The sequence below is a fragment of the Blattabacterium cuenoti genome, assembly GCF_014251715.1.
GTDB classification, from domain to species: domain Bacteria; phylum Bacteroidota; class Bacteroidia; order Flavobacteriales; family Blattabacteriaceae; genus Blattabacterium; species Blattabacterium cuenoti_M.
Genome location: NZ_CP059198.1, coordinates 543294 through 558067, shown reverse-complemented (window position 1 = coordinate 558067; position 14774 = coordinate 543294). Strand labels below are relative to the sequence as shown.

The 14774-nt window shown below is 21.7% G+C and carries 11 protein-coding genes, 1 tRNA gene and 2 pseudogenes; 8 read left to right on the top strand and 6 right to left on the bottom strand.

The annotated features are described in order from the left end of the window. On the top strand, nucleotides 1–795 hold the full coding sequence (locus H0H59_RS02750; protein ID WP_185862091.1) for an alpha/beta fold hydrolase: 795 nt from the start codon (nucleotides 1–3) through the stop codon (nucleotides 793–795). Between the two features lie 13 nt (nucleotides 796–808). Here H0H59_RS02750 and aroQ read toward each other — a convergent pair. The 3 genes and pseudogenes from aroQ to H0H59_RS02735 all read right to left on the bottom strand — a co-directional run bounded on the left by aroQ (nucleotide 809) and on the right by H0H59_RS02735 (nucleotide 2880). Continuing rightward, a pseudogene (gene aroQ, locus H0H59_RS02745) lies at nucleotides 809–1233 on the bottom strand (type II 3-dehydroquinate dehydratase). Continuing rightward, a complete protein-coding gene (locus tag H0H59_RS02740; RefSeq protein WP_185862090.1) occupies nucleotides 1230–1955 on the bottom strand; it encodes a pseudouridine synthase in 726 nt (241 codons plus the stop codon). Before H0H59_RS02740 ends, aroQ begins: the two are co-directional and overlap by 4 nt. A gap of 11 nt (nucleotides 1956–1966) precedes the next feature. After that, a pseudogene (locus tag H0H59_RS02735) lies at nucleotides 1967–2880 on the bottom strand (mevalonate kinase family protein). A gap of 116 nt (nucleotides 2881–2996) precedes the next feature. Between H0H59_RS02735 and H0H59_RS02730 the strand changes: the two are divergent. From H0H59_RS02730 to H0H59_RS02715, 4 genes are read left to right on the top strand one after another with little or no spacing between them, the layout of a single operon-like run. Continuing rightward, nucleotides 2997–3881, top strand: a complete 885-nt coding sequence (locus H0H59_RS02730; RefSeq protein ID WP_185862089.1) for an NAD kinase — start codon at nucleotides 2997–2999, stop codon at nucleotides 3879–3881. 34 nt (nucleotides 3882–3915) lie between these two features. Next, nucleotides 3916–4647 (top strand): isoprenyl transferase, encoded by a 732-nt coding sequence (locus H0H59_RS02725; protein WP_185862088.1) that lies wholly within the window; start codon nucleotides 3916–3918, stop codon nucleotides 4645–4647. A 60-nt stretch (nucleotides 4648–4707) separates the two neighbouring features. Next, entirely contained in the window at nucleotides 4708–7179 is a 2472-nt protein-coding gene (locus tag H0H59_RS02720; RefSeq protein WP_238785013.1) for a BamA/OMP85 family outer membrane protein, read from the top strand. A 21-nt stretch (nucleotides 7180–7200) separates the two neighbouring features. Continuing rightward, entirely contained in the window at nucleotides 7201–7704 is a 504-nt protein-coding gene (locus tag H0H59_RS02715; protein WP_185862086.1) for an OmpH family outer membrane protein, read from the top strand. Here the strand turns inward: H0H59_RS02715 and H0H59_RS02710 are convergent. Then, a tRNA-Phe gene (locus H0H59_RS02710) sits at nucleotides 7705–7777 on the bottom strand. Between the two features lie 85 nt (nucleotides 7778–7862). On the opposite strand from H0H59_RS02710, the gene H0H59_RS02705 reads away from it, so the two are divergent. Genes H0H59_RS02705 through H0H59_RS02695 form a run of 3 tightly spaced genes read left to right on the top strand, consistent with a single transcriptional unit; the run spans nucleotide 7863 to nucleotide 11766 of the window. Next, nucleotides 7863–8351, top strand: coding sequence for a hypothetical protein (locus H0H59_RS02705; RefSeq protein ID WP_185862085.1), 489 nt, complete (start codon nucleotides 7863–7865; stop codon nucleotides 8349–8351). A gap of 9 nt (nucleotides 8352–8360) precedes the next feature. After that, complete coding sequence (locus H0H59_RS02700; RefSeq protein ID WP_185862084.1) at nucleotides 8361–9626, top strand: hemolysin family protein; 1266 nt, start codon at nucleotides 8361–8363, stop codon at nucleotides 9624–9626. 1 nt (nucleotide 9627) lies between these two features. Beyond that, nucleotides 9628–11766 (top strand): SurA N-terminal domain-containing protein, encoded by a 2139-nt coding sequence (locus H0H59_RS02695; protein ID WP_185862083.1) that lies wholly within the window; start codon nucleotides 9628–9630, stop codon nucleotides 11764–11766. Here the strand turns inward: H0H59_RS02695 and H0H59_RS02690 are convergent. Then, on the bottom strand, nucleotides 11763–12011 hold the full coding sequence (locus H0H59_RS02690) for a Sec-independent protein translocase subunit TatA/TatB (RefSeq protein ID WP_185862082.1): 249 nt from the start codon (nucleotides 12009–12011) through the stop codon (nucleotides 11763–11765). The two genes, H0H59_RS02695 and H0H59_RS02690, sit on opposite strands and share 4 nt — an antisense overlap. A gap of 4 nt (nucleotides 12012–12015) precedes the next feature. After that, the gene (gene secD / locus H0H59_RS02685) at nucleotides 12016–14760 is read right to left on the bottom strand and encodes a protein translocase subunit SecD (protein WP_185862081.1); all 2745 of its coding nucleotides are present in this window, start codon (nucleotides 14758–14760) and stop codon (nucleotides 12016–12018) included. Nucleotides 14761–14774 lie beyond the last annotated feature (14 nt).

Sequence of the window (14774 nt, the reverse complement as noted above, 5' to 3'; positions counted from 1 at the left end):
ATGTTTCTTAATCTTAAGAATAAAAAAAAAAAGTATCCCCATATTAAAAAAGGAAAAGGACATCCTTTGATATTGCTTCACGGATTGATGGGAGGATTAAGTAATTTTAAGGCTCTTTTCGATTTTTTTCCAAATAAAGGTTATAAAGTAATCATTCCTTCATTACCTCTTTATAAAATGCCTTTACTTTTTACAAATATTTATAGTTTATCTAAATATATTATCCAATTTTTAATAGAAATAGGAATTAAAAAAGCTACTTTAATAGGAAATTCTCTTGGAGGACATATTGCTTTAATTATTGCAAAAAAAAGGATAGATTTAGTACATTCTGTAGTTTTGACAGGAAGTTCAGGATTGTATGAAAAAACTTTTGGATCTGTTTTTCCTAAAAGAGAAAACTACGAATATATTAGAAAAAAATCACAAGAAGTATTTTATGATCCAAATATAGCAACTAAAAAATTAGTAGATGAAGTATTTGATATTGTAAATGATAAAAAAAAGGTAATTAAAACTTTATATATTGCTAAAAGTGCAATGAAATATAATATGTCTAAAGATTTATCTGTTATTCAACAACCTATTTGTTTGATATGGGGAAAACAAGATCATGTAACGCCTCCAGAAGTAGCAAAAGAATTTCATAAATTATTACCTCATTCGGAATTACATTGGATAGATAAATGTGGACATGTTCCTATGATGGAACATCCAAAAAAATTTATAAAAATATTAGAAAAGTGGCTTTCTAAATTTGATTTTAATCATGAAAATTTTTTATATAAAATTTAAAAAAATTCATTTGTTATAAACAAAAACTAATTATTCCTAATTCATAAGATTTTAATCCAAATCCAAAAATTGTTCCTTTACAAACAGAAGAAATAAATGATTTTTTTCTAAAAGATTCTCTGGAATATACATTAGAAATATGAACTTCTATAACTGGAGTGTTTATAGATTTTATAGCATCAGCAATCCCTATGGAAGTATGAGTATAAGCCCCTGCATTCAATATAATTCCATCCGATTTAAATTCTATAGAATGTAAAAAATCTATAATTTTTCCCTCACTATTATTTTGATAATAAAGTATTTCCACATTATAAAATGTTTTTTTTTTTTTAATTTATTGAGATAGTCCAAAAAGTTTTCACTTCCGTATAATTCTGGTTCTCTTTTTCCTAAAAGATTTAAATTTGGACCATTAATAATGGTTATTTTTTTCATAATTCTTTTTGTATAATATTTTTTACTTCTTTTTCATTAAAAAAACACCAGCTTCCTATTTTTTTAATATATTTTTTAGAGAATCCTCCGAAATATACTCTATCCAATCGAATAACTTGATAATTTAATTTTTTAAAAATTCTTTTAATAATTCTATTCCAACCCATATATAATCCAATTTTTACTTGATTTTTTGTATCAATTTTATTTACAAAAATAACTTTTACTTTTCCTTCTCTTAAATATATTTTTCCTTTTCTAATTTTTTCCAAATCTTCGTTTTTAATTTTTTTATTTAAGAGTACATGATATATTTTTTTTATTTTATATTTTGGATGAGTTAATTTTTCAGATAAATATCCATCGTTAGTAAGTAATAATACACCCGTAGTAGAATAATCTAGTCTACCTACAGGAAAAATTTTATATTCAGAATAATTTGAAATTAAATTCATTACTGTTTTCCTATTAAATTCATCCTGTGTTGAGGTAATAAATCCTTTGGGTTTATTAAGTAGTATATAAATTTTATTTTTAGTTTTAATTTTTGATCCATTAAATGTAACAATATCATTTGTATTAATAGTAGTTCCTAATTTATTAATAGGGATCCCATTAACTTCTATAACACCAGATTGAATAAGTTTATCTGCTTTTCTTCTGGAAGAAATCCCTGCATGAGATAAGTACTGGTTTAATCTAATTTTATTGTTATCATGCATTTTTATGAAAATTAAAAACGAAAAAGGACTTCCATTGTATATTTTTTTAATCTTTTTTTGGATAAATCATAATTTGAAGTAAATCCTAAAATAAAACCTCCCCCTCCAGAACCACACAATTTAAAATAATGAAGATTATGGAATATTCCTTCTTCCCATATTTTACAAAAATTTTTTGGTATCATGGGACGAAAATGATGAAATACCCAAATAGAGAGTCTTTTTACATTTTTTAACAAAATTTTGAAATCTTCTTTTAAAAAAGCTTCAATACATTTTTCATTATATTTTATAAATTCTTCTTTTAAAATTTTTTTAAAATTATGGTATTTTAATTTTCCAAAAAAAATTTTTATCATAGAAGCCGTTTTACTAGGAATACCCGAATTTAATAAAAAAATAGCACCTTCCCCCTTATTTTTTTTTGGAAGTACTATAGTAGAAATATCTGTTTCTGAACGAATAAGTATAGGTAAATTTAAATAACAAATTAAAGGATCTATTCCGGAACTTTTTCCATGAAAAAAAGATTCCATTTGACTAAATATTTTTTTTAAAAAAACTATATTTTCATGACATTTATTTTTTGCATATTTATCATAAATAGCCGCAACTAATGCTCCAGAACTTCCTATACCATATCTTTGTGGTATATTTGAATGAAAGGATATTCCATTTTGTATATCTTTATGTAATTTTTTTAAATTTAATCTTGTTAAGATTTGTTTTTTTTTTCTAGAATGTATAAAAAATTATAATATTTTTTAATTTCATAATTAGAGGATAATATATCTAAATTAAATTTAGAATGAAATTTTAAAGTTCCTTTATAAAAATTATGAGGAATGGAAAGACCACTAGAATTTTTTATAACTCCATATTCTCCAAATAATAATATTTTAGCAGGAAATAAAGATTTTTTCATATTTCTTTCCTTTTCATAAAAACAAATTTAATTAAAAAAAAAAATTAATTAATCTTTTTTGTACATTTATTATATAAATTCGTAATTTTTTTTTAGTTTATTGTGAAAAAATCAAAATGAAAATAGCCGTATATGGACAAAAATTTGTAGCAAATAATATTTCATATTTAAATCAGTTCATAGGCTATGCATCTAGTCATTCAATAGAAATTCATATTGAAAAATCATTTTTACATATTTTATCTTCTTTTAAGGAATTTAAAAATCTGGATTTTCCTGTATTTTCTCATTACAAAGAATTAACTAAAGATTTTAGTTTAATGTTTACTTTTGGAGGAGATGGTACGATTTTATCCGCTATAACATTAATAAGAGATTCTGGAATTCCTATAGTTGGAGTAAATACAGGAAATTTAGGTTTTTTAGCTACTTTCAATAAAGATGTTTTTATTAAAAAAATAGATCAAATTTTCAATAAAAAATTTCTTTTAATCCCTAGAAGCTTATTAAGTTTGAAAACTTCCATTATGGATCATCATCAGTTTTTTAATTTTGCATTAAATGAAATCGTAATTATTCGCAAAGAAACCGTTTCTATGATTACTATAGATGCTTACATTGATAATGAATTTTTGACTTCTTATTGGGCAGATGGATTAATTATTTCTACTCCAACTGGATCTACTGGATATTCTTTAAGTTGCGGTGGACCTATTATTAGTCCGGATAACAATAATTTTGTACTTACTCCTATCTCTCCACATAATTTATTTTCACGTCCATTAATTATATCGGATCATAAAAAAGTTCATTTAAAAATACATAGTCGTGTTAAATCTTATTCTTTATCTATGGATACTAGATTGACTTCTTTAAATAAGGATAATGAATTGTACATACAAAAAGCTCCTTTTTATATATATATGATTCAAGAAAGAAAGAATACTTATTATAAAACATTACGAGAAAAACTTTTATGGGGAATGGATAAAAGAAATTGAATATGAAATTTATATCTTTGTAAAAGATGTTTTTATGAAAAAATTACTAGAAGAAATAGATTATAATAATATACCTCATCATGTAGCTGTGATAATGGATGGAAATGGTCGTTGGGCAGAAAAAAGAGGGAAATTAAGAACATTTGGGCATGAAAAAGCAATACAATCTGTAAGAGATACAATAAATGGATGTAAAGAATTAGGAATTCCTTATATGACTTTATATGTATTTTCCTCTGAAAATTGGAAAAGGCCTAAAAAAGAAATAGATGGATTAATGCGTTTGTTTCATACTAATTTAAAAATTCATTTAAAAGAAATTCATGAAAAAAACGTAAAAATTATCACTATAGGAGAAATAGAAAAATTTTCTGAAATAATTCAAAAAGAACTGTTTTTTTTCATAAAAAAAACAAAACATAATACATCTGGAACTTTGATTTTAGCATTAAGTTATAGTGGAAGAGAAGAAATTTTAAGAGCAACAAAAAATATTACTAAAAAAGTCTGTCAAGGATTATTCTCATTAAAAGATATAGATTTTACTTTTTTTCAAAAAAATTTATATACTAAAGATTTACCAGATGTAGATTTAATTATCAGAACTAGTGGAGAACAACGTATTAGTAATTTTTTACTTTGGCAATCTGCTTATGCAGAATTGTATTTTACAAATATTTTGTGGCCTGATTTTCGTAAAAAAGATTTTTTCAAAGCTATAATAAATTATCAAAAAAGAAAACGTCGTTTTGGAAACGTAGAATAACTTTTTGTATTTATGAAAAAAAATATCTTTCTCAAGAGCATTTTTTATTTATTAATGATAATGCAAATCCAACAGGTATACTCATTCAATAAAAATGAATATTTTGATTTACCTAAACAAAATCAAAAAAAATCAAATTTTATTGTAAAGAATATTCATATTATGGGAAAAACAAAATATGATAATCGTTTTATTTCTAATTTATCTGGAATTTCTACTGGAGAATTAGTTGATACTTATGGAATACAGATAGCTATTAAAAAATTATGGAATAGCAATCTTTTTAAAGATATATCTGTATATAAAAAAAATATATATAAAGATGAAATTGATTTATTTTTTGAATTAGAAGATTTGATAGAAATTGATGAAATAAAAGTAAAAGGAATTAGAAAAGATCAATTTTTGAATATAAAAAAAATAAAAAAAGGAGAAAAAATTTCTGGAGATTTAATTCAAACTATAAAAAATAAAATTCAAGAATATTATAAAAATAAAGGATTTCATGAAATTAATATAAAAAATGAAATAACTAAAAAAGATAATAAAAATATATTATCTATACATGTTGATAAAGGAAATAAAATAGGAATAGAAGAAATATTTTTTGAAGGAAATAAAATGATTAGTAATAAAGAATTGTTAAATCTCATGATTACAATTAAAAAAAGTTTTTACATTCCTATAATAGGAAATCCTTCTTTTGTAGAAGAAAATATAAAAAAAGATTTAAAAAATATTATAGATAAATATTTATCTATGGGATTTATGGACGTTCAAGTATTTTTGGATTCTGTGTGGAAAAAAAATTCTGGAAATTATGGAATAAAAATAAAAATAATTGAAGGTAATAAATATTATTTAGGAAATATTAATATTTTAGGAAATAAAAAATTAAAAAAAGATTATTTAAATAAAATTTTTTCTTACAAAAAAGGAGATATTTATAATAAAATTGGAATCCAAAAAAATATTTTTAATACTGTTTTTACTAACAGTATTCTATCTAATTATTTAGATTTAGGTTATTTATTCGTTAATATAATACCTATAGAAAAAAAAATAATAGATAATAAAATTGATTTAGAAATACAAATAGAAGAAAATCATCCTGTATATATAAATAAAGTAAATATATTAGGGAATTCAATAACTAAGGATCATATTATTAGAAGAGAATTAAAAATTTATCCAAGAGATATTTTCTCTCCTAAAAAAATAAGATATAGTTTATTACATTTGGAGGATTTGAATCTTTTTGAAAAAGTGTATTATGAAATAAAACCGAATAAAAAAAATAATTTTGTAGATATAGTATGGCATATTGTAGAGAAAAATACTAATGAATTTCAGTTATATGGTGGATTTGGAGGAAAAGATATGAAAAAAATTATTGGAAATTTTAAATTAAATTTTGGGAACTTTTCTTTTAAAAATTTTTTTAAATGGAATTCATGGAATCCTATTCCTCAAGGAGATGGACAAAAATTAATTATTTTTAGTCAATTAGGAAAAGATTTTGCCTCATATGGTTTTTCTTTTACAGAACCTTGGATATATTGGATCGAAAAAAAAAATCCAACATCCCTTACTTTGAAGGGATCTTATTCAAGAAAAAAAATAAAAAATGAGAATGAGGATGATTTTTATTTTTTTTCTCAAATATATAAGAACACTAAAATATTACATGAAGAAAAACAATTATTTGAAAAAATAGCAACTTCTATTAACTTTAACAAGTTTTTAACTTTTTTAGATCCTTATTCTAGTATTTTAGCATCTATAGATTATGAAAAATTTTCTTACAAAAGAGATATTTCATCTCATTTATTTAATAAACGTAAATTCAATAATCTTAGTTATTTAATTTCATTGCAAAGAGTTTCTACTGAGCCAGATATTATTTTTCCATTTAGAGGTTCAAAAATACAATTGAACAGTCTATTTACTCTTCCATACTCTATGATTATAAAACAAAATGAAGAAAATAAAATGAAATGGATGGAGTATTTTAAGTTTAAAATAATTTTTTTTTGGTATAAAAAAATTATAAAAAACATGGTATTTAAAGTAGGAGGAGAATTTGGATATTTAGGACAATATAATAATTCAAAAGAATTATTTTCTTTTCAAAAGTTTTATATGGGTGGAGTGCAAAATAGGTCATTGGGATCAGAAAATATAGATCATATTCCGTTAAGGGGATATTCTCCTAATACAAAAAATTTTAAATATAATATTCCAAATTACGGAGGGGTGATTTACAACAAATTTGTTTTAGAAATGCGTTATTTGATTAAAGATTTTTCCAAATTTAAAATTTGGACAACTTTTTTTATAGAAGGAGGAAATTTAAGTGATTCTTATAAAAATTATAATCCACTAATAATGAATAAATCTTTTGGATTTGGATTTCGTTTTTTTTGGATACCAATAGGAATTATAGGAATAGATTTTGGATATCCTATAGATATAATTGATCAAATGAAATATAGATGGAAAACACATTTTATTGTAGGAAAAGATTTGTAATCTAATAAACACAAAAATCATATGAAAAAAAATACAATTTTTTATTTTTTATTATTTTTCTTTTTATTTGGATATTCATTTTTTTCTTTTTCTAAAGAATGTTATCAAAAAATAGTTTGTCTGAATAGTATGGTTCTTATAGAAAAAATGCCAGAATTTTCTATTGCTCAAAAGGAGTTAGATAAAATTAGTAAAATGCATGAAAATATTTTAGATAAATTAGCAAAGGAATTTCATAAAAAAGCAGAAAAATTTAAAAAAAATAAAAATCCCATTTTAAAAAAAGAATTAGAAATTTTGCAAGCAAGAGCTCATGCATATCAAAAAATTGCAGCAGATGATTTGACAAATCAACAAAATAAATTATTAAATCCTATATATAAAAAGATAGAAAATGCAATTAATAAAGTAATAAATAAAGATAAAAATATTATAAGAGTTGATGATTGTAGTCCTGGAAAAGGAGTTATTGTTAATAAAGGAGGAGATATTACCGAAGAAGTCAAAAAAGAACTAGGGATATAATGGTATCTCCCGGAATCGAACCGGGGACACAAGGATTTTCAGTCCTTTGCTCTACCAACTGAGCTAAGATACCTTAAATAAGATAAACAATTAACAAAAGTACAATAAATAAAATAATAAGTAATAAATCAAAAAATTTTATCATCATATTTTTTTTATTGTTTTTTTTTCTTTTTTCTTGCAAAAAAAAAAAATATTTTATAAAAAAAAATACAATAAAAATTCCTAAAAAAATTTTTATTAAAACGAGTCTTTTATTTAAAGAAAAAGGATTATTGAAATTTATTATTTATTCACCTATTATAAAAGAATATACTTTTTACACTTTATTTCCAAATGGTGTTTCTATATTTCTTTATGAAAGAAACTCTAATAAATATACTTATCTTAGGGCAAATTGGGTTAAATCAATTGGTAAAATACTTTATCATATTAAAGGAAACATAAAAATTATGAATCCTAAAGGATATTTTTTGAAAACAGAAGAAATATTTTGGAACAAAAAACAAAAAAAGATATTTAATAGAAAATATACAACTATATATAATTCAGATGGGACAATTTTACATGCTATCAATGGAATAGAAGCTTCTGATGATTTAAAAAAAATTAAATTAAAAAATATTAGCGGTATTTTTCCAATATAATAAAATTGTATGATTTTTTATATTAGTATAGTTTTTATCACTATACTTATATCTGCTTTTTTTTCTGGAATGGAAATGGCCTTAATTTCTTCTAGTTTATTTCAAATAGAATTAGAAAAGAAAAAAGATTCATTTCGTTCTAAACTTCTTTCTAAGAGTATTAATGATCCTAAAAAATTCATAACAACAATGTTGATAGGGAATACGATCTCTTTAGTTATATATGGTATTTATATGGGAAAATTATTTTTTTCTATTCTACCAAAAGAATTTTTTGATAATTCTTTATGGATTTTTTTTTTAGAAACGGTTTTTTCTGCTACTGTTATTTTAATTATGGGAGAATTTATTCCTAAAATAATATTTAGTGTATATTCTAACGAATTATTGAGTTTATTTATTGTACCTGCATATATTATATGCAAAATTTTTTCTCCTATTACAAATTCAGTTATTTGGATATCTAATGTTTTTTTGAAAATTTTAGGAGAAAAGGAAAATAATAAAAAAAAAATTTTTGATAAAGAAGATTTAATTTATTTTTTATCAGAAAATATAGAAAACGATGTAAAAGAGAAAGGATTCGTTGAATTTGAAATTGAAATTTTTCACAAAGCTTTGGATTTTTCTGAAAAAAAAGCGCGAGAATGTATGGTTCCTAGAAAAGAAATTATTTCTTCTAATATAAGATTTTTTTCTATGGATAATATTCGTAACTTATTCACAGAAAAAGGGTTATCTAAAATAGTAATTTATCAAGATAATATAGATAATATTATTGGATACATTCATTATTTAGAATTATTAAAAAAACCAAAAAATATTGAATCTATAATTAGATCCGTTGAATTGGTTTATGTAACGACTCCTGTTAGAGAAATAATGGATCTTTTAATTAGAAAAAAAAGAAGCATAGCTATAGTTTTAGATGAATATGGAGGAACTGCAGGAATGATAACCATAGAAGATATTTTGGAAGAATTTATTGGAGATATAAAAGATGAACATGATGAGAATATTTTATTGGATAAAAAATTAAATGATAAAAAATTTTTATTTTCTGCACGTTTAGAAATTGATTTTATTAATGCTAAATATAATATAGATCTTCCTAAATCTGAAAAATACGAAACTTTAGGAGGTCTTATCGTTACTTACACAGGAAATATTCCAAAATATGGAGAAATAATTATCATTAATAAAAATTTTTATATTGAAATAAAAAAAGTATCTAAAAATAAAATAGAAGAAGTTTTTCTTCAAAAAAATTTATAAAATGAGTTTTTTAGAAAAAATTAGAAAAAATACATGGTTTATTTTCTTATTTATAGGAATTTCTTTAATTTTTTTCATATTAGATCCTAACTTTTTATTAAAATTTTTTTATAAAAATTCAAATGTAATAGGAAAAGTAAATGGAGAGAATATTTCTGTAAAAGAATATCTTGATTGTTTTCAATTTTTGAAACGATTTCGTGAAGAAGAACCTGATTTTTATTTAAAAAATGATGCTTGGAAATTATTAGTTAATGAAAAAGTATTAAATCAACAGGCAGTAAAATTAGGAATACAAAATACAAAAAAAGATTTTTGGAATGCTATTAAAAAACAATCTATATATAGTAAAATTATAGATTTTCAAGATAAAAAGGGGAAAATGGATATAAAAAAATTCCAATTATATTTGAAAAATTTAGAAAAATTATCTAGAAATGTAACATCTATAACGCCTCAAATAGAAGAGGAAAAAAATATTTGGGATTATGAAAAAAATAACATTAAAAAAAGGATTATCGCAAGAAAATATGTAGAAATGTTAATGTATGGATTTAATACTTCTTCTATAGAAGCTGAATTAAATTATAAAAATAAAAATTTTTTTTCTATCATTGATTATATTTTTATCCCTTATTCCGAAATAGAAAAAAAATATAATTCTATAAGTAATAATGATATTTGTAATTATATTAAAAAAAATAAATTTCTTTATAAAAAAGAAGATTTAAGGAGTTTGAGTTTCGTTATTTTTCGTTCTCATCCTTCATTGTTTGATGAGAAAAATATGGATTATAAAATGAAAAAATTATTTTATAAATTTAAAGATTCCAATCATCATTCTATAATTGTTTCTAATCAATCTGAAAAACCTTTTGATTCTAATTTTTATTTAAAAAAAAACCTTCCTCCTATTTTTCAAAATTTTGTAAAAAACAATAATAGTATTGGAAGTATGTTTGGTCCAGTGAAAGAAAATAACATTTATATCATGGCTAAATTAACAGGAAAAAAAATGATACATAATTCTGTTTTATCCAGTCATATATTAATTTCTCATAAAGAAGCTATACGTTATTATAATAGTAGAACCAAAAAAGAAGCTGAAAAAATAGCTAAAAAAATATATAATACTATTAAAAAAAATCCTAATAGATTCAATTATTTAGTTGAAAAAAAATCTGATGATTTTATGAATGCTAAAATAAATAAAGGTAGTTTAGGATGGATGAAATATGGAGAACAAAATTTTCCAGGAAAATTTGATATTTTTTCTTCAGAAAATAAAATAGGAATGATAGGGATTACTGAAACTAAATTTGGTTATCATATTATAAAAATAGATAATAAAAAAGATATTAAACCTGTTTATCAGTTTGCTATAATAATAAAAACACTTTTTCCATCAAAAAAAACGGAAAAAATGTTTCATAAAAATATTGTTAAATTTGTGGAAAAAAATAAAAATTCTAATTTAAATACATTTATTAACAATGCAAGAAAAAAAAGATATGAAACAATTTTTTTAGAAGAAGTAAAAAATAATCAATGGAATATTAATGGATTAAATACGGAATTAGATAAAAAAATTATCAATTGGTCTTATGAAAAAAATAGAAAAAAGGGAGATATAAAAATTTTTTCTACTGCAAATAAAGATTATATTATAGTAATTTTATCTAAAATTCAAAAAAAAGGAATTTCTATTGAAAAAATAAAAAATAATTTAACTCCATATTTAATTAATAATAAATTAAAAATTTATTTTAATAAAATAATAAAAAATGAATTAATTCATAAAAATTTGGAAAATATAGCTTTACATTTTTCTAAAAAAATAAATAAATTTTATAAAATAAATTTCTATAATTCTATCATAAATAATTGCAAAGAACCAAAAATAGTGGGGTATGCTTTTTCTTCAAAATTATATGAAACTTCTAATCCTATATTAGGTAACAGTGGTGTTTTTTTTATAAGACCATTAAAACGTTTTAGTACATATACATATAAGAATCCTTCTTCTATTTCTTATGAAAGAGAACTTTTAAATTCTTTTTTAAGCAAAAATATTTTAGAAAAATTAGGAGATGTTTTAATAGAAAAATCTAAAATAAAAGATTATAGAAAAAATTATTAATTATTATTTCGTTTTATAGAATAAGGAGGTATATTTTTCTTTATTTTTTTATCTTTAATAGGTTTATTGATATTATTTTGCATTATAATTTCATTTTTAATTTTTTCTTTAGCATTTTTAAAATATCGTATTCCTTCTCCTAAACCACGAGCTATATCCGGTATTTTTTTAGGACCAAATATGAGTATCGCTACAAAAATAATAAAAAAGCTTTCTTCAATACTAATAAACAAAAAATTTTTCATTTTTCTATATTTTTATTTTACAACAATCATATACTATAGATGGAGCTATAAATATGGAGGAATAAGTTCCAATACTTACTCCAATAAATAAAGCAAACATAAAACTACGAATAGCAAGACCTCCAAATAATAAAAGTATAGAAATTACTAATAAAGTAAGAAATGAAGTATTTATAGTTCTACTAATAGAATTAGAAATTCCATTATTAACAACATTTTTTGTAAATATTTTTTTTACCGAAATTTTTCTAATTTTATCATAAACTATCACTGTATCATTAATAGAGTAACCTATTATAGTCAATAATGCCGCTATAAAATTTTGATCAATTTCCATAATTGGAAATTTTTTTTGAAAAAAAGAAAATATTCCAAGTACAATGATGGAATCATGTATAAGAGATACTACAGCTCCTAATCCAAATTGCCATTTTTTGAATCTTATAAAGATGTAAAAAAATATTCCTATTAAAGAAATTATAATAGAAATAAAAGATTTATAAATCAATTTTTTAGCTATTAAAGGGCCTACTTTTTCAGAAGATAAAAGACCTAAATATTTGTTTTTTTTTATATTTTTAAAATCATTAAAATCAATAGGAAAATAATTTTTCAAAGCAAAAAACATTTTTTTCAATATTTCTTCGTCTACTTTATTATTTTCTTCCCATATTTTGTATTTAGTCACTATTTTTAGTTTATTTTTTTGTCCAAATGTTTTGACATGTGGAAATGAAGGTTTATTGTTTTCTATAAATGTTTTTGATAAAATTTCCGAAATTTTTTCAGGAATTATTTTACGATCAAAAATAATTACATAAGAACGTCCTCCAACAAAATCTAATCCTAAATTTAATCCTTTAAAAATTATTGAATATATACTAATAATTAAAAGAGCAGAAGAAATCATGTAAAACCATTTTCTTTTGGATAAAAAATCCCATTGTATATTCATAATCTTATGAAAGATAAAAACAAATATTTTATTATAAAAAATAATATTTGGATTTTTTTTTAAATGCCATTCTAAAAATAGCCTTCCTAAACAAGTTGAAGTAAATACAGAAATGATGATCCCAATAATTAAAGTTGTAGAAAATCCTCTAATTGGTCCTATTCCGAAATAGAATAAAATAATTCCACATAATAAAGTAGTAATTTGTCCATCTAGAATAGACGATAAAGCTCCCTTAAATGTATAACTATCATTAATAGATGTTGTAATGGGGATTTTATTTTTTATATTTTCCTTAATTCTTTCATAAATAAGAATATGACCATCCATGGATATTGCTAATGTTAATATTACTCCTGCAATTCCAGGAAAAGTTAATACAGCATTTATGGAAATAAGAACACCAAAAATAAATATTATATTAAAAATTAAAACAATATTAGCATACAATCCTGGAATTAAATAATAAAAAATCATCCAAAAAAAAACAAAAAATAAAGCTATTAAAAAAGATTTTACACCTTTTTGAATCGATTCTTTTCCCAAAGAAGGTCCTACAATTGAAGTTTGAACAATTTTTACAGAAGTAGGTAATTCTCCTGCATTTAATACATTTACCAAATCATTAGATTCTTGTATAGAAAAACGTCCAGATATTTGAGATATACCATTTGGTATAACAGATTTTACTACAGGACATGTATAAACTAAATCATCAAGTACTATTGCTATCCCTCTACCAATATTTTTTTCAGTAAATATTTTCCATTTTTTAGTTCCTTCTTGATTCATTTTTATATTTATGGATATTTCATCAAAAGAACCAAAAGATTTATAAGCACGAGTAACCATATCTCCTGTCAAAGAAGATGACATTTCTTCATCATTTTTTTTTACAGCAAAAAGTGTAAAAAAATCATCGTTAGAAACGCTTTTATGTCCCCATAAAAATTTTATGTTATGTAAATTATATGGTAAAGCATTTGTAGCCTCCGTTGAATTCAAAAATTCAGAAATTATTTTTTTATATTTTTTATGAACTAATCCTATTGTATTTGTATCCTTTATATAAGAAATATTCAAAATATCTATAAAAGATTTTTTTTTAATGTTATTATTTAATTTTTTATTAAAAAAATTATTAATAACATTAAAATATGGGAAAATTTCGTTAAAATTATAAGTTTCAAAAAAATGTAATTTTGCTTTTTTTTCTAAAATATTTTTTATTCTATCTATATTTTTTATTCCAGATAATTCTATTAAAATTCTATTAGAATTCTTTATTCTTTGTATATTTGGTTGTATTATTCCAAATTGATCTATTCTAGATATTAAAATATTCTGAGTAGAAATAATAGAGGATTCTATTTTTTTTCTAATAAATTTTTCTACTTCTGTATTTGAACTATTCAAATCAATATTTTCTATATTTGATCTATTTCCAAATAAATTAGGAGATGATAAATTAATTTTTTTATTATTAATATCATTAATAAAATAAGATAAGTAATCTATATTGGGATTCTCTTTTTTTTTCTTATCTGCATTTTCTAATGCTTTTAGAAAGATATAATTTTTGGAATTTTCAGAAAGTTTTTTCAATAAATCTTTTTCGGATATATCTAAAATCATACTAATTCCTCCTTTTAAATCTAAACCTAGATTTAAAGTTTTTTTATTATTTTTTAATAATTTTGTATCAAAAAAATATATACTAGAAAGTATATAATATAAACAAATTGTGGTCAATATTATGGTTACAAAAACTGTAAAAAAGTTCCTTATACGCATTTTATTTTATTTGC

Coding starts and splice junctions, on each gene's coding strand:
- H0H59_RS02750 (WP_185862091.1), top strand. CDS start 1: ATGTTTCTTAATCTTAAGAATAAAAAAAAAAAGTATCCCCATATTAAA.
- H0H59_RS02740 (WP_185862090.1), bottom strand. CDS start 1,955: ATGCATGATAACAATAAAATTAGATTAAACCAGTACTTATCTCATGCA.
- H0H59_RS02730 (WP_185862089.1), top strand. CDS start 2,997: ATGAAAATAGCCGTATATGGACAAAAATTTGTAGCAAATAATATTTCA.
- H0H59_RS02725 (WP_185862088.1), top strand. CDS start 3,916: ATGAAAAAATTACTAGAAGAAATAGATTATAATAATATACCTCATCAT.
- H0H59_RS02720 (WP_238785013.1), top strand. CDS start 4,708: ATGCAAATCCAACAGGTATACTCATTCAATAAAAATGAATATTTTGAT.
- H0H59_RS02715 (WP_185862086.1), top strand. CDS start 7,201: ATGAAAAAAAATACAATTTTTTATTTTTTATTATTTTTCTTTTTATTT.
- H0H59_RS02700 (WP_185862084.1), top strand. CDS start 8,361: ATGATTTTTTATATTAGTATAGTTTTTATCACTATACTTATATCTGCT.
- H0H59_RS02695 (WP_185862083.1), top strand. CDS start 9,628: ATGAGTTTTTTAGAAAAAATTAGAAAAAATACATGGTTTATTTTCTTA.
- H0H59_RS02690 (WP_185862082.1), bottom strand. CDS start 12,011: ATGAAAAATTTTTTGTTTATTAGTATTGAAGAAAGCTTTTTTATTATT.
- secD (WP_185862081.1), bottom strand. CDS start 14,760: ATGCGTATAAGGAACTTTTTTACAGTTTTTGTAACCATAATATTGACC.